The following is a 23676-nucleotide window of genomic DNA, read 5'->3' as shown; positions in this document are numbered from 1 at the left end:
TTCCGCTCCCTCATCCACAGGCATGCCGCACTCCGTAGATCGCCCCGGATGCACGCGGAGCGGTTCGCGATTAGGTAGGTTAAAGCTTCGTTAAACCACCGCTCGGGGTCACGCCTTGTCGACGATCGGCCCACTCTCCCGTTCAGCAGCATCCCGGGCCGCCCCGGCGATGGCCCGCAAGCACCGCCTGATGCTGCTGCTCGCCTTCGAGATCCTGGTCCTGGGCTTTGCCCAGGCGCTGGTCCAGCCCCCCCGGCGACCCGGGGTCACCATCGAGATGTCGGTGACGCCGCATCACGTCGTGACCTGAGACCGGGACCGGATCGCGCTCGGCTGATCGCGCGGGGCGGCGCCGGCCCGGTGGCCGCGTGCCGCCCGCGTTGCGGCCGATCGGAGCCCGGTGCTATAGGCCGGCCGATCCCGGGAGGCCGCTCCCGGACCAGGACGAACGGGACGGCATGTCGGTCGACGAGAAGACGGTTCGGCGCATCGCGCATCTGGCGCGCATCGCGGTCACCGACGACGAGGTCGGTCCGCTGCAGGGCGAACTCAACGCGATCCTGGCCTTCGTGGAGCAACTCGGCGCGGTCGACGTCTCCGGCGTCGAGGCAATGACCTCCGTCACCCCGATGGCGATGAAGAAGCGCGCGGACGTCGTCACCGACGGTGGCCGCGCGGCCGACGTGGTCGCGAACGCCCCCGAGACCGAGGACAATTACTTCCTGGTTCCGAAGGTGGTCGAGTAGGCGCTCGGCTCGGAGCTTCGGCCCGGACCTTGCGGACCGGATTTTGTGCGGACGCGCCGCGGCGCGCGGGGACGTGAACAGCGTGAATCCGAACGAACTCACCCTGGCCGAGGCGCGCGACGCCCTCAAGGCGAAGCGGATCTCGGCCCGCGAGCTGACGCAGGCGCATCTCGACGCGATCGGGAAGGCCCGCATCCTCAACGCCTTCATCCGGGAGACGCCCGACCGGGCCCTCGCGATGGCGGATGCTGCGGACGAGAAAATCGCCGCCGGCGAAGCCCGTCCGCTGGAGGGCATTCCGCTCGGGATCAAGGACCTGTTCTGCACGGACGGGGTGATCACCACGGCGGGGTCCAAGATCCTGGAGACCTTCGAACCGCACTACGAATCGGCCGTCTCGGCCAATCTGTGGCGCGACGGCGCCGTGATGCTCGGCAAGCTGAACCTCGACGAATTCGCCATGGGATCGTCGAACGAGACCAGCGCCTACGGCAACGTCGTCTCGCCGTGGCGGCGGGCGGGCTCCGACACGCCGCTCGTGCCCGGCGGCTCCTCGGGCGGTTCCGCCGCGGCGGTCGCCGCGCGGCTCTGCCTCGGCGCCACCGCCACCGACACCGGCGGCTCGATCCGCCAGCCAGCCGCCTTCACCGGCACGGTCGGAATCAAGCCGACCTACGGGCGCTGCTCGCGCTGGGGCACCGTGGCGTTCGCCTCCTCGCTCGATCAGGCCGGTCCGATCGCCCGGACGGTGCGCGACTGCGCGATCCTGCTCGGCTCGATGGCCGGCGCGGACGCCCGGGACACGACCTGCGCCGACCTGCCCGTGCCCGATTTCGAGGCGGCGGTCTCCCGGGGCGTGAAGGGGCTGACCATCGGCATCCCGAAGGAGTACCGGGTCGACGGCATGCCGGCCGAGATCCAGAAGCTCTGGGACGAGGGGGCGACGTGGCTGAAGGCGGCCGGCGCCACCATCCGCGACATCTCGCTGCCGCACACGTCCTACGCGCTGCCGGCCTACTACATCGTCGCCCCGGCCGAGGCCTCCTCGAACCTCGCCCGCTACGATGGCGTCCGCTACGGCCTGCGCGTCCCCGGCAAGGATATCGCCGGGATGTACGAGAACACCCGCGCGGCCGGCTTCGGTCGCGAGGTAAAGCGCCGGATCATGATCGGCACCTACGTGCTCTCGGCGGGCTACTACGACGCCTATTACGTCCGGGCGCAGAAGATCCGCACGCTGATCAAGCGCGACTTCGAGGCGGCCTACGCCTCCGGGATCGACGCGATCCTCACCCCCGCTACCCCGTCGGCCGCCTTCGGGATCGGCGAGAAGGCCTCCGCCGACCCGGTGGAGATGTATCTCAACGACGTGTTCACCGTGACGGTGAACATGGCCGGGCTGCCGGGCATCGCGGTCCCGGCGGGGCTCGACGGTCAGGGCTTGCCGCTGGGGCTCCAGCTGATCGGCCGGCCCTTCGACGAGGAGACCTTGTTCGCGGTCGCCCAGGTGATCGAGGATTCCGCCGGGCGGACCAAACTTCCTGAGCCGTGGTGGGCATGACCGTCCCGTATTATCCCTGGACGGTCTGGATCTGGGCCGGGTTCGATCCGGCGCTGATCGTGGTGGCGGTCTATCTCGGCTGGACCGCCAGCCAGTTCGGCAAGGTGTTCATCGCGGCGATCGCGGCGCTCGGCTTCTCGGTGCTGTTCTCCTGGGCGGTGAGCGCCGCCGGCATCCCGTGGCCAGCGCCGGTCACCCATGACGGGCCGACCTTCTTCCCGGTCCGGGCCCTGGCGGCGCTGCTCTGGGCGATCCTCGGCTACGGGGCACGGCGCGCCGTCGGACGCCGCGCTTGATTCTTGTCGCGAGCGGCCCGTAATTGACCGAACGACACCCGCTCCCACCCGCGCCCTCATCCTGAGGCGCCCGCGCGAGCGGGCCGCGAAGGAGCCCTCCTTCGCGGCCGCTGCGCGACACCTCGGGATGAGGGTGGGAGTGGGAAGCCCCTGACACGCCTTTCCGGCCCGGACGATCATGAACGCACCTGTCGACCCCAAGAAGCTGATCAAGGGCGGCCTCCACGATTGGGAGGTGGTCGTCGGCATGGAGGTCCATGCCCAGGTTTCCAGCCGGGCGAAGCTGTTCTCCGGCGCCTCCACCGAGTTCGGGGCCGAGCCGAACGATCATGTCTCGCTGGTCGATGCGGCGATGCCCGGCATGCTGCCGGTGATCAACGCCGAATGCGTTGCCCAGGCGGTGCGCACCGGGCTCGGTCTGAAGGCGCAGATCAACCTGCGCTCGGTCTTCGACCGGAAGAACTATTTTTACCCGGATCTGCCGCAGGGCTATCAGATCTCGCAGTACAAGGACCCGATCGTCGGCGAGGGCGAGGTGCTGGTCGACATGGCCGACGGCACAGCGATCACGGTCGGCATCGAGCGCCTGCACCTGGAGCAGGATGCCGGCAAGTCGCTGCACGATCAGGACCCCCTGCGCAGCTTCGTCGACCTCAACCGGTCGGGGGTGGCGCTGATGGAGATCGTCTCCCGGCCGGACCTGCGCTCGTCGGAGGAGGCCAAGGCCTACGTCACCAAGCTCCGCACGATCCTACGCTATCTCGGCACCTGCGACGGCGACATGGAGAAGGGGTCGCTTCGCGCCGACGTGAACGTCTCCGTGCGCCGCCCCGGCGAGCCGCTCGGCACGCGCTGCGAGATCAAGAACGTCAACTCGATCCGGTTCATCGGCCAGGCGATCGAGACCGAGGCGCGCCGCCAGATCGCGATCCTGGAGGATGGCGGCACGATCGACCAGGAGACCCGCCTGTTCGATCCTGGCAAGGGCGAGACCCGCTCGATGCGCTCGAAGGAGGAGGCGCACGATTACCGCTACTTCCCCGACCCGGACCTGCTGCCGCTCGAGTTCGCTCAGGCCTACGTCGATGCGCTGGCTGTCGGCCTGCCGGAACTGCCGGACGCCAAGAAGGCGCGGTTCGTCACGGATTACGGCCTCTCGCCCTATGATGCCGGCGTGCTCGTGGCCGAGCGGGCTTCGGCTGACTATTACGAGGCCGTCGCCAAGGGCCGGGACGGCAAGGCTGCGGCCAATTGGGTGATCAACGAGCTGTTCGGCCGCCTCAACAAGGAAGGCCTGTCCATTGAGGCGAGCCCGGTCTCTGCGAGCCAGCTCGGGGCGATCGTCGACCTGATCGGCGAGGGTGTGATCTCGGGCAAGATCGCCAAGGACCTGTTCGAGATCGTCTGGACCGAGGGTGGCGACCCGCGTGCCCTGGTCGAGAGCCGTGGCCTGAAGCAGGTGACCGATACCGGAGCCATTGAGGCGGCGATCGACAAAATCATCGCGGCCAACCCGGACAAGGTCGCCCAGGCCCAGGAGAAGCCGACCCTGCTCGGCTGGTTCGTCGGCCAGACCATGAAGGCCACGGGCGGCAAGGCGAACCCGGCGGCGGTGAATGCGCTGCTCAAGGACAAGCTCGGGATCGCCTGAGCCGCCGGCGCGTCGTCGTCGCTTCCGGTCCCGGGCCTAGGCAGCCGATCCGCTCAAGCCCGGACTGCGGCTGAAGCCCGGACCACGACGATACCCCGCCGCGGCGCCGCCGGGCAGGTGGGTGGTCGGACGATCCATTCTCGGGTGGCGAGACCGCGGCGGAACGGCTTGAATCGGGGCCTTTCGCGCATTCGAAGGCGTGCCGTGTCGGCCGCTTCTGCGCCCCTGGAGCCGCTTCCGTCCGGCTGCTCGTATCGTGCCGCTAGGCCCCGGGCCGAACCGATCCCGGATCCGTCTAGGCGGCGTTCCGCTGCGGTGGAGTCATGCCTGTCTCCTCCAGCTTCAAACGACCGTCACCGTTACGAAACCTGATAAGATCAAGGTTTCCGGCCGGTCCGTGCCTGCATTCGCGAAGCACATGTAAAGACTGCGCCCGTCTCGGCGACAGGTCAACATGGAATTTTCCGAGAGAATGCTTTTTGCCCCGACGCGAGCGGCGTTCCGCAACGCTTTAGCCGGCGGCTCAAGGGCTTGAATCGCTTCCGCGGCGTTGCAGAAACTTCAGTGGCGCCCCATTGACTTGCCGTCGCTCTTATCGTTCTCGAGCCGAAACCGGATGTTTTTTCGAGAGGCTCATCCGTGTCGCCGCGCCGGTCGAGCGTCGGCCGACCTTCGCCGTTCACGCGTCTTTGGTGCCGAGCCGTCCGCATCGGGACGGGATTGGCGACAGATTCAGGTTCCGAACGTTCGACACCGCGGCCATCGAAGGCGCCATCACCGCCGCTGCGCCTCGACCGTGGGCGTGGCCGCCGAATCAGTCAGGGCGGAGACGCGCGCGCGCAGGTCCATGAACCAAGTCGGCGCGGGCGCCCGGCCGCCATTGACCACCACGGTGGCGGTCATTCCGGCGATCAGCGGGACCTCCGGCGGGACATGGTCGATGCGGATGCGGACCGGGACACGCTGCGCCAGCCGCACCCAGGTATAGACCGGATTAACGTCGGGCAGGCCCTGCGTGCTGGAGGCGGCGTTCGCCGTCGAGATGCCCAGCGTGATGCTCTCCACCGTCCCGGCCAGGTGTGGGTCGAAGCCCATCAGCTTGACCTCGGCCCGGTCGCCCACATGGATGTTGGGCATCTTGGTTTCCTCGAAATAGCCGTCGATCCAGAACGAATCGGTGTCGACCACGCTGATGTTCGAGGTCCCGGTCCGGGCGTAGTCGCCGACCCGCATCAGCAGGTTGGTGACGCGTCCGTTGACGGTGGATTTCACCTGGGTGCGTTCGAGGTTGATCTTGGCCTGCCGCAGCTGCGCCTGCGCGCTTTCCAGGGCCGCCGCGGCGATCTTCGCGGTGCCGGCATATTGCTGCTTCTCTTCGATCGAGGTCGAGACCGTGGTCAGCGCCTGCCGTCTGGCCGATTGCGCATTCTTGACCTGGAGATCGGCCTCGCGATTCTGGACCTCGGCCTCGGCCGAGGTCACCGAGACCTCGAAATCGACCGGATCGATCACGTAGAGCACGTCGCCCTTATGGACGGTCTGGTTGTCCCGGACCCGGACGTCGACGATCTGGCCGGCGACCTGCGGGGCGATGTTGGCGACTTGCACCCGCACGGTCCCGTCCCGCGTCCAGGGCGCCGCGACGTAGAACTCCCAGACGTAAGCCGCCGCCGCCACGGCGACGAGCAGGATGAAGGCGGTCGCGGCCAAGCGGAAGACCTTGGCGGCCCGGCCCCGGCGCGGGACGACCGGCATGAGATCGGCGTGATCCGTCCTCCCCTCGCGGTGCGCGGGCTTGGGATCATCCTCGTCGGCGGTGGTTTCGGACATTCAGATCAACGCGATGAGGACAGCGAGAACACAGACGTAGATGCCGGCCTCGGCCAGCGGCGCATTGGCAACGTAGCGGCTGAAGCGGATGCGGGCGAAGAACCAGCGCAACAGGAGGAGGATGACGAACGCCGCCAGGGCATAGGCCACGAAGGAGGAGATCAGGACCCCGCCGATGTGAATGTCCTCGTACATGACCGTGCCGAAAATCCCATCTGCTGAAGACGTTAGAACGGGGCGATGTCGAGACGGTGGAGGAACGTCCGGTGTCGGGCGACGGTTCGCGCCGCGCTCACGAGGTCGCTGGCGGCCCGTGCCGTCGTGAGGCGGACGATCCGATCCTGCCGGGATGCAGCGCGGATCAGTGCGCCGGCCGCCGATTCGAGGGCGCGATCGTCCCCCGCCGCCAAGCCCGAGCGGGCCCGCAGGATCGCGTCGCGCAACGCCGCCGCCGGCCACAGCCGGCGCAGCTCGGCATGGGCGCGGGCGGCGGCCGATTCCAGCCGGGCGAGCGCGAAGGCGTGCGAGAGACTGGCCCGCCGCACCGCGCCGCTCCCGGAGCTGTAGCCGGCGAATTGGAACAGCCGGTCCGCGTTCAGGCTGGTGCGCGTGGTCGCGTCCCCACCCTCGCCGACGAGGGCGTCCGCCAGGGCCCGGCGCGCAGAATCCAGGGCAAAAATCCGCTGCTGCGCCGGCGTGACCGGGATCAGGATGCGCACGAGGATCGACAGGACGACGGCCGCGACCACGACCAGGAACCCGTTCAGCAGGAAGGTCTGGGCGTCGTAGGTCTGCGGGTTCGACGGGCCGAGCAGCACCGGGAAGAACACGATCAGGATGAAGCCGATGCCGAAGGTCTTGGGGTTCAGCGAGAGAAAGCAGCCGAGGAAGATCACCGGCGCCATCGCCATGGCGAGCATCGGGAAGCCCTGGACGCCGTTGAGGAACACGAACCGGGCAATCCCGGCGAAGGTCGCGGCGAGGCACATCCCGACGACCACGCCGTTGGCAAATTTCTTGGGATCGGGTGTCGTCGACGACAGGGCCGCGGTGGCAGCGACCTGGACCAGGGCGAACGAGGCCTGGGGCAGGCCGAGGGCGACGAAGGCCGCGGCCGTCGCCGCGAAACCAAGGGCCACCCGAAGGGCGCCGCGCAGGGCCACGGGGAAATCCCGGTGCGTGGGCAGCGTGGCGTCGCGCAACGGTCGGTGGCCGTCGGCCACGGCGCCGATCCCGTCCTGGGCGAAGGTCGCCGCGCAGACGAAATCGAGGGCGCGCTGAAGTACCACGACCTCGTCGAGGGGCCGGCGCCCGTCGCGAATCGCGTCATCGACCAGGTCGCGCAGGCGCTCGTCATCGCGGTCGAGGGACTCCGGATCGGGCGCGTCGGCCACCCGGCGGCAGATCGCCATGGCCTCCGCGACCGCGGGGCCCGGGTTCCGCAGGCAGGCGGCGGCCGCCACCACGGTGCGGATCGACGCGGCCATCACGTAAAGCGCCGCGATGCAGCTGCGTGCGCCGGCGGCCCGGAAGGCACCGTCGTCGAGTTCCCCCGCGATGGCACTGGCATCGGCCCGCATGGGCGCGATCGTCCGGATCAGCGCGGCGGTGCGCGGCGCGCCGAGATCGCCCTCGTCCAGGGTTTCCCGGGCATAGGCTCGCGTCCCGTCCCAGGCCTCGCGCAGGCGCGGCAGCAGCGCCCGCCACGTGCTCGGCGAGGCCAGCGCGTCGTTGATGAAGGTGATCGCCACGATCCCGAGGACGATCACGGCGACGCGGGAGACGGCGGCGTCGAAGGCCCCCTGCGGATCGTCGATCTGTCCGAGGGCGATGATCGCCACGGTGTAGCCCGACAGCATCGCCCCGTAAGCGCGGGTGTCCTGGAGGTACTGCGCTACGAACACGCACAGTCCGAGCCAGACCGTGAAGCTCAGGAGCAGCAGGACTCGATCCTGCCCGAACAGTGCCACGAGCACGATCGACACGAATGCACCGATCAGCGTGCCGAGGAGCCGGTACACGGCCTTGGAGATCGCCTGTCCGCGCTTCGGCTGGGCGAGGATCGCCACGCAGGTCGCCGCCGACGAAGCGCTGTCCAGCTGGAGCCAGAAGGCGGCACCGAGCGCCACCATCATGGCGATCCAGATGCGCAGGGCGAAGGCCCAGGCCGCCGGCTTGGGCACCCAGGCGTCGAGGAACGCGATCAGGCGGTCGGCGACGGAGCCGGAAGACCGGTCCGCGCCGGCTGCAGCCTCAGACATGCCGGCCCCGGCTGTGCCCGATGCTGGGTATCCGCCGGCGCGGCGAGCGGTCCGTCATGGTGCGTCTCCCCGGTGATCCCTGTTCCGGCGATAGGAACACACGAGCAGCGCGACGGTTCGCGACCGTCTCAAGCCTTGTCGCCGCCCTTCAGGCGCTTGTTGCACTTGCTCCAGTATTGCGGCCATTTCGGCCCCTGAGCGGTCTTCTGCACGTCGGTCAATGCGCGCCACTCGGCGCCGCAGGTCTTCTGACGCGTGCGCGCGGCGGCCTGACCGGGGCTCGGTTCCTTCGCGCCCGGGGCGCTCGGCGTCGCGGCAGGCGCCTCGGCGGCGGTCGGTGCCTTCGCGGGCGCCTCCTTGGCCATCACGGTCTGCATAACGAGCAGCGGCACGGCCAGGGCCGCGAACGTCACAAGTCGGTCGATCATCCTCGAATCCCCCCACGCGCCGCTTCGGCGCCCGGGCGCGGAGTTTCGCCGCTGACCGGCCGGCCCGGCAAGGGTGTACCGCACACTGCCAACAGGCGCGGCGATCGATCTCGCAATCGTGAGCGTGGCGGCGGCGTTGCCCTTGAGCGCGGCCGGGAAATCGTCTTCACTGCCGGCATTGTCCGAACCCGGCCCAGGAGCGCCGCGCCGCCGACGGTTCGGTCGAGGAGCAGATTGAGCATGGCAGCGGTGTCGGGGCGTCCGATCGACGTCCATACCTGGAGCACGCCGAACGGCTGGAAAATTCCGATCATGCTGGAGGAGTGCGGGCTCCCCTACCGGATCGTCCCGGTGGATATCGCCAAGAACGAGCAGTTCGCCCCCGACTTCCTGGCGATCTCGCCCAACAACAAGATCCCCGCCATCGTCGATCCGGACGGGCCGGGCGGCCAGCCGATCTCGGTGTTCGAGTCGGGCGCGATCCTGCAATATCTCGGTCGGAAGACCGGTTGCTTCTACCCTTCGGACGAGCGCGCCCGCGTCGCCGTGGACGAATGGCTGTTCTGGCAGGTGGCGGGCTTCGGGCCGATGCTGGGGCAGACCCACCATTTCAAGATCTACGCGCCCGAGAAGGTCCCGTACGCGATCGAGCGGTTCACCGCCGAGGCCAAGCGTCTTTACGGGGTCCTGGAGCGCCGCCTCGCCGGCCGGGCCTATCTCGCTGACGACTATTCCATCGCCGACATCGCGACGATCACCTGGGCGAAGCTCAACTTCAAGCAGGGCATCGATATCAGCGCGCTGCCGAACGTGACCCGCTGGCTGGAGGCCGTGCTGGCGAGGCCGGCGGTCCAGCGCGGCCTCGCGGCGATCTGACGAGCGGTCAGTTCTTGTTGGCGGCCTGCTGGTTCACATCCGGCACCCGCGTCCAGGTCTGGGAGCCGCACAGGATCCGCAGCATGCAGCCGGAGACGCTGAGTTCAGCCGCGCTCTCGCGCTCGAGGCTGACCGTGTAGATCTTGCCCTCCTCGACGTTGTAAAGTTCGCCGGTGAACTTCTCGTCGTCGGGCTTCAGGCCGTCGATGAGCTGCAGGCCGATCACCGGGCGGCTGCGCTTCTTCGGATCCGGGTTCTTCAGATCGGTGCGGGGGGCGCCGGCCTCGGTGGTCGGCGTCTTCAGCCAGACGACCTTCCCGCAGACGAGCGTCTGGCCCGGCCCGCACCGGTCGATCCGGATCTTGGCGCGGCCGTCTCCGGTCAGCCAGGTGCCGGAGGGGTCCTTGGCGGTGTCGGCGGCGGCGGCGGAAAGGCTGGCGAGGAGCAGGGCGGCACTGTAGGCGAGGCGCATGGTTCGTCTCCGGGGAAGGGGCGTCGCGGACGCCCGGGGGATGGACGAAGTCGATGGACGCGACAGAGCCGTCGCATTCAGGCGATTTTTCGGCGGTGTTGCGGCGGAGCCACGGCCACGCTTGCCCCGGGGTCTGCCCAGCGCCGCTTGAGACCGTAGGGGCCGACCGCTATAAGCCCGGCGCCGAAGCGAAATTTTCGCTCCCCAGGCGCGTCGGGGATCCCGGCACGCCATCCGCCTTTTCCACAGACACACCGGACGCACCATGGCCACCGAGCGCACTTTTTCGATCCTGAAGCCCGACGCCACGCGGCGGAACCTGACCGGCGCGGTCAACGCGGTGATCGAGGAGGCGGGCCTGCGCATCGTCGGCCAGCGCCGCATCCACCTGAGTCAGGCGCAGGCCGAGACGTTCTACGAGGTCCACAAGGAGCGCCCCTTCTTCGGCGAGCTGGTCAGCTTCATGACCTCCGGCCCGGTGGTGGTCCAGGTCCTGGAGGGCGAGAACGCGGTGGCGAAGTACCGTGAGGTCATGGGCGCCACGAACCCGGCCCAGGCCGCGGACGGCACGATCCGCAAGAAGTTCGCGGAGTCGGTCGGCGAGAACACCGTCCATGGCTCGGACAGCGCCGAGAACGCCAAGATCGAGATCGCGCAGTTCTTCCAGGATTCCGACATCGTCGGCTGATCCCGGGGACGGTGGCGGGGCGGGCACACCGCCCGGCCATCGTCCGGCGTCGCGTCCGGCCACGGGGCAAATGCCGCCTTGTGTGTCCGGCCGGCCATTGACGGGGCGGAGCCCGGAAGCGTCCAACGGCTGACTTCAGATACCTCAGCCCGTTGGACCCTGACGACCATGACGCTACGCCGCCTGCCCCTCCTGATCGCGACCGGCCTCGTCGCGCTCGGAGCGACCGCCGCCCTCGCGGGCGGATCCTCGGCCCCATTCCAGCAATACGAGCCGGATCCGGCGCTCAGGAGCGCCACCAAGGCCAATCTCGAAGGCCGCGTCCGCCATGCCTGCACGATCGTCCAGGCCCGCCTGACCAGCGCCACCGAGGCGTCCCTGGAGCGCCCCTGCGGCTGCTACGCCCGGCAGACCCTGCGCAGCCTCGACGAATCCGAGATCGAAGCCTACCGGGCCACCGGCTATTTCAACGATTCCGCGCGCGCCAAGGCGCTGTCGGCGCTGGACAGCTGCAAGCTGCAGCGGCCGATCTGAGACGGCCCCGGGGCGCCGCCCCGGACCCCGCCGAAGGGACCGTCCCCTCGGGGTCCCGCTACAGGCTGAGGAGCGCTCCGTCAGGAGCCTGGGCAGCGAGGATGACGCGGTCGCCTTCGAGCCGTGCCTGGCCGCCCGCGACCAGAGCCAGCACTGCCGGGTAGAGCCGGCGCTCCTGCACGATCACCCGGTCTGCGAGGCTGTCCGGATCGTCGTTCTGGCGGACCGGGATCGCCGCCTGCGCCAGGATCGGACCGGCATCGAGTTCCGGCACGACGAAATGAACCGTGCAGCCGTGCAGGCGGACCCCGGCGTCGAGGGCCTGCCTGTGCGTGTGCGTGCCCTTGAACAGGGGCAGCAGGGACGGATGGATGTTGATCATCCGCCCCGCCCAACCGGCCACGAATCCCGGCGTCAGGATCCGCATGAAGCCCGCCAAACAGACCAGATCGACCGCGGCGGCCCGGAGCTCCGCGTCGAGGGCGGCATCGAAGGTGGTGCGGTCCGGATAGGCCCTGTGGTCGATCGCCCGTGCGGGGATGCCGGCCTCCGCCGCCCGGACGAGGCCTGCCGCCTCCGGCCGGTTCGACAGGACCAGAACGATCTCGGCCGGGAAGGCCGGATCCCGGGCCGCCTCGATGAGCGCGACCATGTTCGAGCCGCGGCCCGATATCAGGATCGCGACCCGTCTCTTCCCACCGCCCGCCATCAGAGGGCGAGACGTCCGCGGAAGGTTACGGGTTCGGACCCGCGCGGGGTGATCCGTCCGAGGCGCACCGGCGTCTCGCCGGCCCGCGTCAGGGCCTCGTCGACATCGTCGACCGCGTCGGCGGCGGCAATCACCACCATGCCGATTCCGCAATTGAAGGTGCGCAGCATCTCCGGCTCAGCAACAGCGCCCTCCCGGGCAAGCCAGCCGAACACCGGCGGCGGGGTCACCGCGTCGAGGTCGATGGCGATCCCGACATCGTCCGGTAGGACCCGGGGCAGATTGTCTGGAAATCCGCCGCCGGTGATGTGGGCGAGCGCCCGGATGCCGTCCGTGGCGCCCAAAGCTGCCAGCAGGGGCTTCACGTAGATCCGCGTCGGCGCCAGCAGCGCCTCGCCGAGGCTCAGCTCCGGCGCGAACGGCGCGGGCGCGTCCCAGCTGAGCCCGGTCTTGGCGACGATCCGGCGGACCAGGGAGAAGCCGTTGGAGTGCACCCCCGAGGACGGCAGGCCGAGCACGACGTCACCGGGGGTGATGCCCGGCCGCGGCAACAGCGTGCCGCGCTCGGCGGCCCCCACGGCGAATCCGGCGAGGTCGTAGTCGGAGCCGTCGTAGAGGCCCGGCATCTCCGCGGTCTCGCCGCCGATCAGCGCGCAGCCGGCCTGGCGGCAGCCCTCCGCGATGCCGCGCACGATGTCGGCGCCGACCCCCGGCACCAGCTTGCCGGTGGCGTAGTAGTCGAGGAAGAACAGCGGCTCGGCACCCTGGACGATGATGTCGTTCACGCACATCGCCACGAGGTCGATGCCGATCGTGGCGTGGCGCCCGGTCTCGATGGCGATCTTAACCTTGGTGCCGACGCCGTCATTGGCCGCCACCAGGATCGGGTCGTGAAAGCCCGCAGCCTTCAGGTCGAACAGGCCGCCGAACCCGCCGATCTCGGCATCGGCGCCGGGGCGCCGCGTCGAGCGCACCAGCGGCTTGATCGTTTCGACCATGGCGTTGCCGGCGTCGATGTCGACACCCGCCGCCGCGTAGGTCATCCCCGTCGTCGGCTCTCCGCCGTCCTTGGCCGTCGCCGCCGCGTAGGTCATCCCCGTCGTCGGCTCTCCGCCGTCCTTGGCCGTCATGCCCGCGCCACCTCGGTGATTGCTGGGCCCGCTCTAGCGGCTAACCGCGCGTTGCGCGAGTCGGCACCGGTTGGACCTGCCGGGGCGGACCGGCCCTTGACCTGCGCGGGTCCGGGGTGATCCTGCACCTTCATGCCTGAGAATGCTCCACCGCGGCAGCTCGCCTTCGACCTGCCGCTCGATCCCCGTTACGGACGCGAGGACTTCCTCGTGGGGCCGGCGAACGAGGCCGCCTATGCGCTGATCGAGGCCTGGCCGGATTGGCCGGACCGCGTGCTGGTGCTCACCGGCCCCTCGGGCAGCGGGAAGAGCCATCTCGCGGCGATCTGGGCGGAGCGCGCCCATGCCTGGACCCTCCCGGCCGCCGAGGTGAACGCGGACGCGGTCCAGCACCTCGTGTCGAACGGGGCGCTGGTGATCGAGGATATCGACCGGGCGCAGTGCCGGGACGAGGCGGCCCTGTTCCACCTCCTGAACCGGGCGCGCGAGCGGGGATGCCCGGTGCTGCTGACCAGTGCCACCGGCATCGACGCCCTCGGCCTGGCGACGCCGGACCTGCGCTCGCGCCTACGCCTCGCGCCCCGGATCGCCATCGCGGAGCCCGACGACGCCCTCCTGCGCGCCGTGCTGGTGAAGTTGTTCGTCGACCGTCAGCTCGTGGTCGATCTGGGCGTGATCGATTCGCTGGCCCTGCGGATCGACCGCTCCCTCGGCCGGGCCCGGGACGTCGTCGCCGAGCTCGACCGCGATGCCCTCGGACGCCATCGCCGGATCAGCCGGCCGCTCGCCCTCGCCGTGCTGCGGCGTATGGGGCTGGAGGAGGAGGCCGAACCGGGCGGTTGAGGCGGAAACCTGTGCCCGTCATGAAATCGTCGTGATGGTCGCCGGTGTACGATGTAGAACGCCGCCGCAGCGCGATGGCACGAAGAGGGACGGGATCGGGGATGGATTCGACGCAGAAGCCCGTGGACCGCGAAGCCGCCGACGAGGCCGCGGAGCCCCGTCGGCGTCCGGCGGCCAATCCGACGCCGCGGCGCGCTCCGGTCGCCCGGCGCGCGCCGGCAGCCGCCGCGCAGACCGCGACCGCTCCGGCGGCGACGGGCGCCGCCCAGGACACGAACGATGAATGGCCGGCCGTCGCGCAGCCCGAGGCGCCCGAGGAACCCACCGCCGACGTGGCGCGGGAGACGGTGCTGGAAGCCGGGCGCGCCCTGCGGCACACGCCGGAGCGGTTCGTGAACCGCGAATTGTCCTGGCTGCAATTCAACCGTCGCGTGCTTGAGGAGGCGTCGAATCCCAATCACCCGCTGCTGGAGCGGCTGCGCTTCCTGTCGATCTCGGCCAACAACCTCGATGAGTTCTTCATGGTCCGGGTGGCCGGGCTGATCGATCAGGTCCGCGCCGGCCTCACGGTCCCGTCCCAGGACGGGCTGTCACCCACCGAGCAGCTGGTGCGCATCGGCACGGAGGTCTCCCGTCTCGCCGCAGACCAGCAGGCGCGCTGGCGCGAGCTGCGCGAGGAGCTGCACACCGCCGATATCGACATCGTCGAGCCGGCCTCCCTGTCGGCGGAGCAGTCGAGCTGGCTCGAAGAGTATTTCCTCAACCACGTCTTTCCGGTCCTGACGCCGCTGGCGATCGATCCGGCCCATCCGTTCCCGTTCATCCCGAACCTCGGCACCACCATCGCGCTGATGCTGGTGCGTCCGAAGGATGGCCGGGTGCTGCGCGCCCTGATCCGCCTGCCCGGCGTCATCGACCGGTTCGTGCGCCTGCCGGTGAGCGACAGCGAGACCGCCGCGCGGCTGATCCCGATCGAGCAGGTGATCGGGATGTTCACCGGCCGGCTGTTTCCCGGCTATCTGGTCCGGTCGAGCGGCGCCTTCCGGGTCGTGCGCGATTCCGATCTGGAGATCGAGGAGGAGGCGGAGGATCTCGTCCTCCATTTCGAGACGGCGCTCAAGCAGCGCCGCCGCGGCGTCGTGATCCGCCTCGAAGTCGAGGCGGGGATGTCGGAGGACCTGCGCAGCTTCGTGACGGACGAGCTGGAGATCGCCCAGGACGCGATCTTCCTGGTGGAGGGCATGCTCGCGCTGAACGAGCTGTCCCAGGTGGTGGGGATCGACCGGCCGGACCTGAAGTTCAAGCCCTACAACCCGCGTTTCCCGGAGCGCATCCGCGAGAGCGGCGGCGACGTGTTCGCGGCGATCCGGCAGAAGGACTTCATCGTCCACCACCCCTACGAGTCCTTCGACTCGGTGGTGCAGTTCCTGGCCCAGGCGGCCCGGGACCCGAACGTGGTGGCGATCAAGCAGACCCTGTACCGGACCTCGTCGAACTCCCCGATCGTCGCGGCGCTGGCGGAGGCGGCCGAGCTCGGCAAGTCCGTGACCGCCCTGGTGGAACTGAAGGCGCGCTTCGACGAGGAGGCGAATATCCGCTGGGCGCGCAACCTAGAGAAGGCCGGCGCCCAGGTGGTGTTCGGCTTCGTCGAATTGAAGACCCACGCCAAGCTGTCGCTGGTGGTCCGGCGCGAGGGCGACAAGCTCGTCACCTACTGCCATGTCGGCACCGGCAATTACCATCCGATCACCGCGCGGGTTTACACGGACCTGTCGTTCTTCACGGCGGACCCGGCGATCGCCCGGGACGTGTCGCGGATCTTCAACTTCATCACCGGCTACGCCGAGCCGGCCGAGCTGGAGCGGATGGCGGTCTCGCCGCTGACGGCGAAGAACCGGCTCCTGGAGCATATCGAGGCAGAGGTGGCGCACGCGAAGGCGGGCCGCCCGGCCGCGATCTGGATCAAGTGCAACTCCCTGGTCGACGCGCAGATCATCGACGCGCTCTACGACGCGTCGGAGGCGGGCGTGCAGATCGACTGCGTGGTCCGCGGCATCTGCTGCCTGCGGCCGGGCATCCCGGGCCTGTCGGAGACGATCCGGGTGAAGTCGATCGTCGGGCGCTTCCTGGAGCACGGGCGCATCTACGCCTTCGGCAACGGCGTCGGCCTGCCCCATCCGAAGGCGACGGTCTATATCTCGTCCGCCGACCTGATGAGCCGGAACCTCGACCGGCGGGTCGAGGCTTTGCTGCCGATCACGAACCCAACGGTGCATCAGCAGGTTCTCGACCAGATCATGCTGGCCAACCTCCTCGACAACCGCCAGAGCTGGCGCCTGCTGGCCTCGGGGGGCTGCGAGCGTGTTCAGCCGGCGGAGGGCGAGGAACCGTTCAACGCGCATAAATACTTCATGACGAACCCGAGCCTCTCGGGCCGCGGCAAGGCGTCGAAGAAATCCAGCCCCCGGGCATTGAGCCGGCGGGCGCAACGCGCCTGAGCGCCCCCCGTGCGCAACAGGCTCGACAGGTTTCGCAGAAACGCCTTCCGGTTCTGCGTGAAGAACTTGCGCACGATCCAAGATCTGCGCAAACGAAGGGCCCGTCTGCGGACGCAACGGCGCGTCGTTTCCGTATCGCAGCCCCGGATTCCCGTTCGTCAGGCGGCACGGGACATGACGGATCTCGGGTCGACCTCGATTGCAACGCGATCGGCCGCGGCTCTAGATTGCACGGGCGGTCCGCCGGACGGGCCTGCCGCTCTCGATCAAGGACACGGACGTTTGGGCAGCCCTGGCGCCAATCTCATCCTCGCGCATTCCGCGGACCGGGCTGTGCGCGCCGCGCACGCCCCGGTGGCGATCGTCGATATCGGCTCGAACTCGGTCCGGCTCGTCGCCTATGACGGCCTGAGCCGGGCGCCGACGCCGTTGTACAACGAGAAGGTGCTTTGCGGCCTGGGACGCAACGTCCTGACCACGGGCCGGCTGAACGAGGACGCGGTCGCCCGGGCACTCACTGCCCTGGCTCGATTCCGGGTGCTCTGTGAGACGATGCGGGTGTCGCGGGTGTTCGTTCTCGCCACGGCGGCCGCCCGGGATGCCGAGAACGGCCCCGATTTCCTGCGCGCCGCGGAAGCGGCCTGCGGACAGGAGATCCAGCTTCTGTCCGGCCGGCGCGAGGCCGAACTCTCGGCCTTGGGCGTGATCTCCGGTTTCCACGCGCCGGACGGGGTCGTGGGCGATCTCGGCGGCGGATCCCTGGAACTGGTGGATGTCCGCGGCACCGTGGTCGGCCAGGGCGTGACCATGCCCCTCGGCGGCCTCGCCCTTCAGGATCTCTCCGGCGGCTCGGTCAAGAAGGCCGCCAAGATCGTGCGCGAGCACATGCGCAAGGCCGCACCGCAGCTCGAAACCCTGCGCGGGCGGACCTTCTACGCGGTCGGCGGCACGTGGCGCGCCCTGGCGCGGCTGCACCAGGCCGCCCGCGGCTATCCGGTCCACGTGATGCACGGCTACACCGTCGAGCCCTCCGACGAGCTCAGCTTCCTGCAGGTCGTCGAGCAGACCGACATTGCCCTGCTCCAGGACGTCGAGACCATCTCCGAAGCCCGGCGCCCGCTCCTGGCCTATGGGGCGGCGGTGCTGGAGGAGATCATCCGAGTCGGCCGCCCGCGGGAGGTGGCGATCTCGGCGTCGGGCGTCCGGGAGGGCCTGCTGTTCGAGCAGCTCGACCGCGACGCCCGGCTGATCGACCCGCTGCTCGCCTCCGCGGCGGAGTTCAACACCCTGCGCTCCCGCGCGCCGCGGCACGGCGAGGAGCTGATCGCCTGGACCGACCGGTTCGTCACGACCCTGGACGGCCACGAGACCGCGGACGAGCGGCGCCTGCGGCACGCGGGCTGCCTGCTCTCGGATGTCGGCTGGCGGGCCCATCCCGATTACCGCGACGAGCAGAGCATCGCGGCGATCCAGAACGCCGCCTTTGTGGGGGTCGACCATCCGGGACGGGCCTATCTGGCCCTCGCGGTCTCGCTCCGGCACAGCGGGCTCGCCCCCGAGAAGGCCAATCCGATCCTGCGCGGCGTCGCCGGGCCGCGCCTGTTCGAGCGGGCGCGGCTCCTCGGCGGCCTGCTGCGCGTCGCCTTCCCGATCTCGGCCGGGATGGACGGGGCGCTCGGCCGGGCCCCGCTGACGGTCGAGGACGGGCGCGTCACCCTGCGGCTGCCGCGGGACTGGGCGGCCCTGAGCGGCGACCGCCTGCTCAACCGCGTCCGCGGCCTGGGCCGCACCGTCGGCCTCGAAGGCCGGATTGCCATCGCGGACGATCCGGCCTGACGCGCCGCAGGGGCCGGATCGCGATCAGGCGGCCCGGTCGGCGAAGATCGCCTTCTTGACCACCGCGTGGACGCCCCAGTTGCCGTCCACGACCTGCGTGATTCCGAAATCCACCGCCACAGACATCAGCGAGATCGCCTCGTCCTCGGTCAGACCCTTCGCGTGCATCAGGAACTGGCGCATCTTGCGGAAGGCATCGCGCATGGCGAGGTCGATGGAGGATTTCTGGAAGATCTCCGCCTGGGCGTCCGGGCCGAGGTCGCGCAGATAGTTCGGGTAGCTGAAGCCGGACAGGACCCAATCCTCGCGGGTCTCGATCATCGGGAAGTCGAGGGCTTCCAGCGGCGAGCCGGGCAGGTCGGCCTTCTTGTGCAGGACGAATTGGAAGGTGCCGGTGAGCGAGCACTCGATCGCCGTCCCGCACAGTTCGGAATCGCCCTGGCTGGCATGGGGATCCCCCACCGAGAACAGCGCCCCCGGCACCGCGACGGGAAAATAGAGCGTCGCCCCCTTGCCGATCCGCCAATTGTCGATGTTGCCGCCGGTATAGCTCGGCGGAATGGTATTGACCCGGTCCGCCTCCGCGGGCGCCACCCCCATCGTGCCGAAATGCGGGCGGATCGGCACCCGGATGCCCTTCAGGACCTCGAAGGTCTTCTGCGTCTTCGTGTGGTCCACCGGCAGGCCGGGATAATCGATGGTCGGGTGCGTGACGCCGAACGGGTCGGTGACGCCCGGCCAGCGGAAGCTGTAGACCGCCCGCGCCCAGTCGCGCTCGCCGGTGGCATCGACCTCGTAGATGGTCACCACCTCCCGGGGTTTGTCGCCGGTGATCAGGTCCTTGTAGTGGAAGCCCCACCACGCCGCCGCGTTGCTGCCGAAGGCGAGCCCCTTGTATTGCGGATTGGCGCAGGGCCGGGGCGCCACGTCGAGGATGCGGACCTCCAGCACGTCGCCGGGCTCGGCGCCGCGGATCGCCACCGGACCGGTGCAGATATGCACGCCGAGGCCGCCGCCCGGGCCGATCTTGGCGTCCATCGGGCCGGCACCGCGGGGGGAGACGGCCATCCTGTCCTTGGTCCAGAGATAGACGCTCTCGGCCCCCAGATCGCCGGCGATCATCCGCTCGGCATCGTCGCTCGCCTGGTGGGTGAGCGTCTCGATGGTGACGAAGTCGCCCGAGCCGATCTCGACCTGCGGCTTGAGGCTCCGGCTGAAGAAGCCCCAATGCACCGTCTCGGCGTTGGCCGGCAGGTGATAATGCGCGGTCGCCGCGAACTTGGCGCCGGCGGCCTGCGCCAGGGCCGGACTCACCAGAGACGCGCCGCCGGCCGCGAAGGCGGCGGCCGCGCCGGTCGCCGCGAAGCCGCTCTTCAGGAAGGCGCGGCGCTCCGGTTCCAGGTCGTACCGGAACCGTCGCCGGTGCTCTTCGAACGCCTGGCAGGTTGGATCATCGCCCGCGCACATGGAGCCTCGCTTCCGCCGACCGTATGTCCCGGACGCGGACAAGCAATTCGACGGCCATCGGGGCGGCCGTCGACAGGGCGGCTCACTCTGAAATCATGCCGGCCCCGGCCTCGCCCGTCGGCGCCGGAAATGCTGAGTCCGCCTGCGCCTCGACCACCGCCGCGGCCGTGACGTTGACGATGCCACGGGCGGTCACCGACGGCGTCAGGATATGGGCGGGCTTGGCCGGACCGATCAGCAAAGGGCCAACCGGCAGGGCATCGGCGAGGACCTTGGCGAACTGGAACGCGATGTTGGCGGCGTCGAGGTTCGGGAAGATCAGCACGTTGGCCGCGCCCTTGAGGCGCGAGCCGGGCAGCACCCGGTCGCGGACCATCTCGGACAGCGCCGAATCGGCCTGCATCTCGCCATCGACCATCAGGTTCGGATCGCGCCTCTGCAGGAGCCCCAGGGCCTCGCGCATCTTCATCGCGGAGGCCGAATCCGACTGGCCGAAATCCGAGTGGCTGAGGAGCGCGATCTTGGGCGTCATCCCGAACCGGCTCACGTGGTTGGCGCAGGCCTGCGCCACGTCGGCGATCTCCTCGGCGGTCGGGTTCGGCCGGACATGGGTGTCGGCCAGGAAGTAGGCGCCCGTATGGGTCACCACGAGGCTCATCGCGGCGCATTGCTCCACGCCGGGCGCCAGCCCGATCACGTCGCGGATGATCCGCAGGCGGGTCTCGAACCGGCCTTCGAGGCCGCAGATCAGGGCATCGGCCTCGCCGCGGCGGACCGCGATCGCGCCGATCACGGTGCTGTTGGTCCGCACCAGGGTCCGGGCCGCATCCGGGGTGATGCCGCGCCGGCCGGCGACCTCCATGTAGGTCTGGACATAGTCGCGGTAGCGGGGATCGTCCTCGGGATCGATCAGCTCGAAGTCGCGGCCCTCCTGGATCGAGAGGCCGAAGCGCTTCAGGCGCGATTCCACCACACGCGGCCGGCCGACCAGGATCGGCAGCGCGACCTTGTCCTCGACGATCGCCTGGACGGCGCGCAGCACGCGCTCGTCCTCGCCCTCGGCGTAGATCACGCGCTTGGGCTCAGCCTTCGCCTTCGAGAAGAGCGGCTTCATGATCAGGCCGGACCGGTGCACGAACCGGTCGAGGCTATCGATATAGGCGGAGAAGTCGGTGAGCGGCCGGCCGGCCACGCCCGAATCCATCGCAGCCTTGGCCACCGCCGGGGCGATGCGCAGGATCAGCCGCGGATCGAAGGGGCTGGGAATCAGGGATTTCGGTCCGAACGGCCGGGCCTCCCCGCCATAGGCCCGGGCGACCACGTCCGAGGTGGTCTCGTGGGCCAAGCCCGCGATCGCCTTGACGGCGGCCTTCTTCATCTCTTCGTTGATCTTGTGGGCGCCGACATCCAGCGCCCCGCGGAAGATGTAGGGGAAGCACAGGACGTTGTTGACCTGGTTCGGGAAGTCCGACCGGCCGGTGCAGATCATCGCGTCCGGCCGCTCCTTCTCGGCGAGATCCGGCATGATCTCCGGGTAGGGGTTGGCCAGCGCCATGATCAGCGGCTTCTCGGCCATCTCCTTCAGGTATTCCGGCTTGAGGACGCCGCCGGCCGACAGGCCGATGAACACGTCCGCCCCCGGGATCACCTCGGCGAGCGTCCGCTTGTCGGTTTCCTGGGCGTAGATGTCCTTCCAGCGGTCCATCAGCTCCGGGCGGCCCTTGTAGACCACACCCTTGATGTCGGTGACCGTGATGTTCTCCCGGGTCGCACCCAGCGACACCAGCAGGTTCAGGCAGGCCAGGGCCGCCGCGCCCGCCCCGGAGGTGACGATCCGGACGTCGGAGAGGTTCTTGCCGGCGAGTTCGAGGCCGTTGAGGACGGCCGCGGCGACGATGATCGCGGTGCCGTGCTGGTCGTCGTGGAAGACCGGGATGTTCATCCGCGCCCGGCACTGCTCCTCGACCTCGAAGCACTCGGGCGCCTTGATGTCCTCGAGATTGATGCCGCCGAAGGTCGGCTCCAGGGCGCAGACCACGTCCACGAGCTTGGAGACGTCCTTCTGGTCGACCTCGATGTCGAACACGTCGATGCCGGCGAATTTTTTGAACAGGACCGCCTTGCCCTCCATCACGGGCTTGGAGGCCAGGGGGCCGATATCGCCGAGGCCCAGCACCGCCGTGCCGTTGGAGAGCACCGCCACGAGGTTCTGGCGGATGGTGAGGGTCGCGGCTTCCTGGGGATCGTCGTAGATCGCCATGCAGGCCGCGGCCACGCCGGGGGAGTAGGCGAGCGCGAGGTCGCGCTGATTGCCGAGCGGCTTGGTCGCCTGGATCTCGAGCTTCCCGGGCTGCGGCAGGCGGTGGTAGACGAGCGCCCCGGCCTTGAGGTCCTCGGACATGTTATCGGCCATCGCCCACGCTCCCACTCACCCGCTTTCCCGAGGACGACGCGGTCGCGCATCGCACGGGCACGCGTCTTGATCGGTCTGTTGCACCGGCTGCGCAGGGGGCGCAACCCGCACAACGAGACCCGGATCCATCTCGCCCGGCTGGCGAGGACCTACGGCTTCTCCATAGGCGCTTATTCGTATGGGCGTCCAAAAGTCCGCTTCCCCGAGAGCGGGCGCCGGCTGACGATCGGCCGCTATTGTTCCATCGCCGACAAGGTCGAAATCCTGCTCGGCGGCGACCACCGGCTCGACTGGGTGTCGACCTACCCGTTCGCGGCGATGCGCGGGCTGTTTCCGGACGCACGGGCGCCGGAGGATTTTCACGCCTCCCGGGGCGACGTGGTGATCGGGCACGATGTCTGGCTCGGGTCCGGGTGCATGATCCTGTCGGGCGTCACGATCGGCCCCGGAGCCGTGGTGGCGGCCCGGGCCGTGGTCACCCGCGACGTGCCGCCCTACGCGGTGGTGGCGGGCAACCCGGCGCGGGTGGTGCGGCACCGCTTCGACCCGGAAACCGTGGAGGCCCTGGTGGCGACGGCGTGGTGGGACCTGCCGCACGCGGACGTGACCCGGCTCGTGCCGCTGTTGCAGAGCGGCGACGTGGCCGGCCTGATCGCGGCTGCGCGCGGCGTTGCGGGCCGGCAGGGGATTGCGTAATCCGCTGCCCACCTTCGCCGCTCACGCCGAACCCGGAGCCAGACCATGTCCGACCTCGCGCTGCCCGACCGCCTCTCGGTCAACCCGGACAGCCCGTATTACGACGCGGCCCTGCTGGAGCGCGGCGTGGGCATCCGCTTCAAGGGCGTCGAGAAGACCAACGTCGAGGAGTATTGCGTGAGCGAGGGCTGGGTGCGCCTGTCCGCGGGCAAGACCCTGGACCGGGCCGGCAACCCGATGACGGTGAAGCTGAAGGGCCCGGTGGAGCCCTATCTCCGCGATGCGGCGGACGCGGACTGAGATTCTGGCGGGCTCATCGCTCCAGCGGGAACGGGGTGGGTTCCCAGTAGGGCTCCAGCTCCGTCCCGCGAACGTTGGCGGCCTCCCATGCGTGCAGGATCTTGGCCAATGCGGGGCGATCGCCCGCCCTGAGGGGTTCCGCCACCGCGGCGAGTTGCAGTCGCCAGCGATCTGCTCGCGTCCCTGGCGGGAACGACTTGCCGGTGTGCCACCGCTGTCGTTCGTGCCAGATCGCTCGCGCGGCGTCGAGGTTGCCGGCCGCGATGTGAACGATCATGCGGTCTTCGTAGGGCTCGTCGTGGACCGTATGGGGCCTCGGCGGCAGCGTGGCGTAGCCTTCCGGAGTTCCATAGCGAGCGAGTCTCGGAAGCGCGACAGCCTCCATCACCGCGACCGCCTCCGGTACCATCGTCGGGTCAGACCAAAGCCAAAACCGTTCCG

Annotated in this window: 23 protein-coding genes; 13 read left to right on the top strand and 10 right to left on the bottom strand. The window is 69.4% G+C overall.

Annotated elements, in window-relative coordinates; translation table 11 throughout:
- Positions 1-169 precede the first annotated feature (169 nt).
- From AC3IF3_RS03380 to gatB, 5 genes are all read left to right on the top strand, one after another.
- A complete protein-coding gene (locus AC3IF3_RS03380) occupies positions 170-310 on the top strand; it encodes a hypothetical protein (protein ID WP_243966768.1) in 141 nt (46 codons plus the stop codon).
- 148 nt (positions 311-458) lie between these two features.
- Positions 459-746, top strand: coding sequence for an Asp-tRNA(Asn)/Glu-tRNA(Gln) amidotransferase subunit GatC (gene gatC, locus AC3IF3_RS03375; protein ID WP_243966769.1), 288 nt, complete (start codon positions 459-461; stop codon positions 744-746).
- A gap of 82 nt (positions 747-828) precedes the next feature.
- Positions 829-2307: an Asp-tRNA(Asn)/Glu-tRNA(Gln) amidotransferase subunit GatA gene (gatA, locus tag AC3IF3_RS03370; protein WP_489227282.1), complete on the top strand. Its 1479-nt coding sequence runs from the start codon at positions 829-831 to the stop codon at positions 2305-2307.
- Complete coding sequence (locus AC3IF3_RS03365) at positions 2304-2603, top strand: hypothetical protein (RefSeq protein WP_243966771.1); 300 nt, start codon at positions 2304-2306, stop codon at positions 2601-2603. The genes gatA and AC3IF3_RS03365 overlap by 4 nt, the downstream gene beginning before the upstream one ends.
- 178 nt (positions 2604-2781) lie before the next feature.
- Positions 2782-4254 (top strand): Asp-tRNA(Asn)/Glu-tRNA(Gln) amidotransferase subunit GatB, encoded by a 1473-nt coding sequence (gene gatB / locus AC3IF3_RS03360; RefSeq protein ID WP_489227281.1) that lies wholly within the window; start codon positions 2782-2784, stop codon positions 4252-4254.
- A 774-nt stretch (positions 4255-5028) separates the two neighbouring features.
- On the opposite strand, the gene AC3IF3_RS03355 is transcribed toward gatB, so the two are convergent.
- The 4 genes from AC3IF3_RS03355 to AC3IF3_RS03340 form a co-directional block, all read right to left on the bottom strand.
- Positions 5029-6084: an efflux RND transporter periplasmic adaptor subunit gene (locus AC3IF3_RS03355; RefSeq protein WP_243966773.1), complete on the bottom strand. Its 1056-nt coding sequence runs from the start codon at positions 6082-6084 to the stop codon at positions 5029-5031.
- Positions 6085-6279 carry a DUF1656 domain-containing protein gene (locus AC3IF3_RS03350; RefSeq protein WP_489227280.1) on the bottom strand — a complete coding sequence of 65 codons (195 nt, stop codon included), beginning with the start codon at positions 6277-6279 and terminating at the stop codon, positions 6085-6087.
- Positions 6280-6311: 32 nt separating this feature from the next.
- Positions 6312-8345 (bottom strand): FUSC family protein, encoded by a 2034-nt coding sequence (locus AC3IF3_RS03345; RefSeq protein ID WP_489227279.1) that lies wholly within the window; start codon positions 8343-8345, stop codon positions 6312-6314.
- 128 nt (positions 8346-8473) lie between these two features.
- Positions 8474-8773: a hypothetical protein gene (locus AC3IF3_RS03340; protein WP_489227278.1), complete on the bottom strand. Its 300-nt coding sequence runs from the start codon at positions 8771-8773 to the stop codon at positions 8474-8476.
- 240 nt (positions 8774-9013) lie between these two features.
- On the opposite strand from AC3IF3_RS03340, the gene AC3IF3_RS03335 reads away from it, so the two are divergent.
- Positions 9014-9649, top strand: a complete 636-nt coding sequence (locus AC3IF3_RS03335; protein WP_489227276.1) for a glutathione S-transferase N-terminal domain-containing protein — start codon at positions 9014-9016, stop codon at positions 9647-9649.
- Positions 9650-9656: 7 nt separating this feature from the next.
- Here AC3IF3_RS03335 and AC3IF3_RS03330 read toward each other — a convergent pair whose 3' ends face one another.
- Positions 9657-10121, bottom strand: coding sequence for a DUF2147 domain-containing protein (locus AC3IF3_RS03330; protein WP_489227274.1), 465 nt, complete (start codon positions 10119-10121; stop codon positions 9657-9659).
- A gap of 265 nt (positions 10122-10386) precedes the next feature.
- Between AC3IF3_RS03330 and ndk the strand changes: the two genes are divergently transcribed.
- Together ndk and AC3IF3_RS03320 are read left to right on the top strand one after the other, a co-directional pair.
- Positions 10387-10809: a nucleoside-diphosphate kinase gene (gene ndk / locus AC3IF3_RS03325; RefSeq protein WP_243966780.1), complete on the top strand. Its 423-nt coding sequence runs from the start codon at positions 10387-10389 to the stop codon at positions 10807-10809.
- A gap of 168 nt (positions 10810-10977) precedes the next feature.
- Positions 10978-11343 (top strand): hypothetical protein, encoded by a 366-nt coding sequence (locus AC3IF3_RS03320; RefSeq protein WP_243966781.1) that lies wholly within the window; start codon positions 10978-10980, stop codon positions 11341-11343.
- Positions 11344-11401: 58 nt separating this feature from the next.
- Here the strand turns inward: AC3IF3_RS03320 and purN are convergent, their stop codons facing one another.
- Together purN and purM are read right to left on the bottom strand one after the other, a co-directional pair.
- Positions 11402-12052, bottom strand: a complete 651-nt coding sequence (gene purN, locus AC3IF3_RS03315; protein WP_489227273.1) for a phosphoribosylglycinamide formyltransferase — start codon at positions 12050-12052, stop codon at positions 11402-11404.
- A complete protein-coding gene (gene purM / locus AC3IF3_RS03310; RefSeq protein ID WP_489231226.1) occupies positions 12052-13146 on the bottom strand; it encodes a phosphoribosylformylglycinamidine cyclo-ligase in 1095 nt (364 codons plus the stop codon). The genes purN and purM overlap by 1 nt, the downstream gene beginning before the upstream one ends.
- A 168-nt stretch (positions 13147-13314) precedes the next feature.
- On the opposite strand from purM, the gene AC3IF3_RS03305 reads away from it, so the two are divergent.
- The 3 genes from AC3IF3_RS03305 (at position 13315) to ppx (ending at position 18359) form a co-directional block, all read left to right on the top strand.
- Positions 13315-14025 carry a P-loop NTPase family protein gene (locus tag AC3IF3_RS03305; protein WP_489227271.1) on the top strand — a complete coding sequence of 237 codons (711 nt, stop codon included), beginning with the start codon at positions 13315-13317 and terminating at the stop codon, positions 14023-14025.
- 101 nt (positions 14026-14126) lie between these two features.
- On the top strand, positions 14127-16523 hold the full coding sequence (locus AC3IF3_RS03300; RefSeq protein WP_243966786.1) for an RNA degradosome polyphosphate kinase: 2397 nt from the start codon (positions 14127-14129) through the stop codon (positions 16521-16523).
- Positions 16524-16805: 282 nt separating this feature from the next.
- Positions 16806-18359, top strand: coding sequence for an exopolyphosphatase (ppx, locus tag AC3IF3_RS03295; RefSeq protein WP_243966787.1), 1554 nt, complete (start codon positions 16806-16808; stop codon positions 18357-18359).
- Positions 18360-18383: 24 nt separating this feature from the next.
- Here the strand turns inward: ppx and AC3IF3_RS03290 are convergent, their stop codons facing one another.
- Both AC3IF3_RS03290 and AC3IF3_RS03285 read right to left on the bottom strand, forming a co-directional pair.
- On the bottom strand, positions 18384-19826 hold the full coding sequence (locus tag AC3IF3_RS03290) for an acetamidase/formamidase family protein (protein WP_489227269.1): 1443 nt from the start codon (positions 19824-19826) through the stop codon (positions 18384-18386).
- Between the two features lie 82 nt (positions 19827-19908).
- Positions 19909-22239, bottom strand: a complete 2331-nt coding sequence (locus tag AC3IF3_RS03285) for an NADP-dependent malic enzyme (protein WP_279598206.1) — start codon at positions 22237-22239, stop codon at positions 19909-19911.
- Positions 22240-22317: 78 nt separating this feature from the next.
- Here AC3IF3_RS03285 and AC3IF3_RS03280 point away from each other — a divergent pair, with 78 nt between their 5' ends.
- Both AC3IF3_RS03280 and AC3IF3_RS03275 read left to right on the top strand, forming a co-directional pair.
- A complete protein-coding gene (locus AC3IF3_RS03280; protein WP_489231225.1) occupies positions 22318-22935 on the top strand; it encodes a CatB-related O-acetyltransferase in 618 nt (205 codons plus the stop codon).
- Positions 22936-22980: 45 nt separating this feature from the next.
- Positions 22981-23235, top strand: coding sequence for a DUF3297 family protein (locus AC3IF3_RS03275; protein WP_489227267.1), 255 nt, complete (start codon positions 22981-22983; stop codon positions 23233-23235).
- 13 nt (positions 23236-23248) lie between these two features.
- Here the strand turns inward: AC3IF3_RS03275 and AC3IF3_RS03270 are convergent, their stop codons facing one another.
- Positions 23249-23512 carry a hypothetical protein gene (locus AC3IF3_RS03270; RefSeq protein ID WP_489227265.1) on the bottom strand — a complete coding sequence of 88 codons (264 nt, stop codon included), beginning with the start codon at positions 23510-23512 and terminating at the stop codon, positions 23249-23251.
- Positions 23513-23676: the final 164 nt, after the last annotated feature.

This window comes from Methylobacterium sp. J-118 (assembly GCF_057836565.1).
The sequence above is the reverse complement of the archived record's forward strand: the minus strand, read 5'-3'. Positions and strand labels throughout refer to the sequence as shown.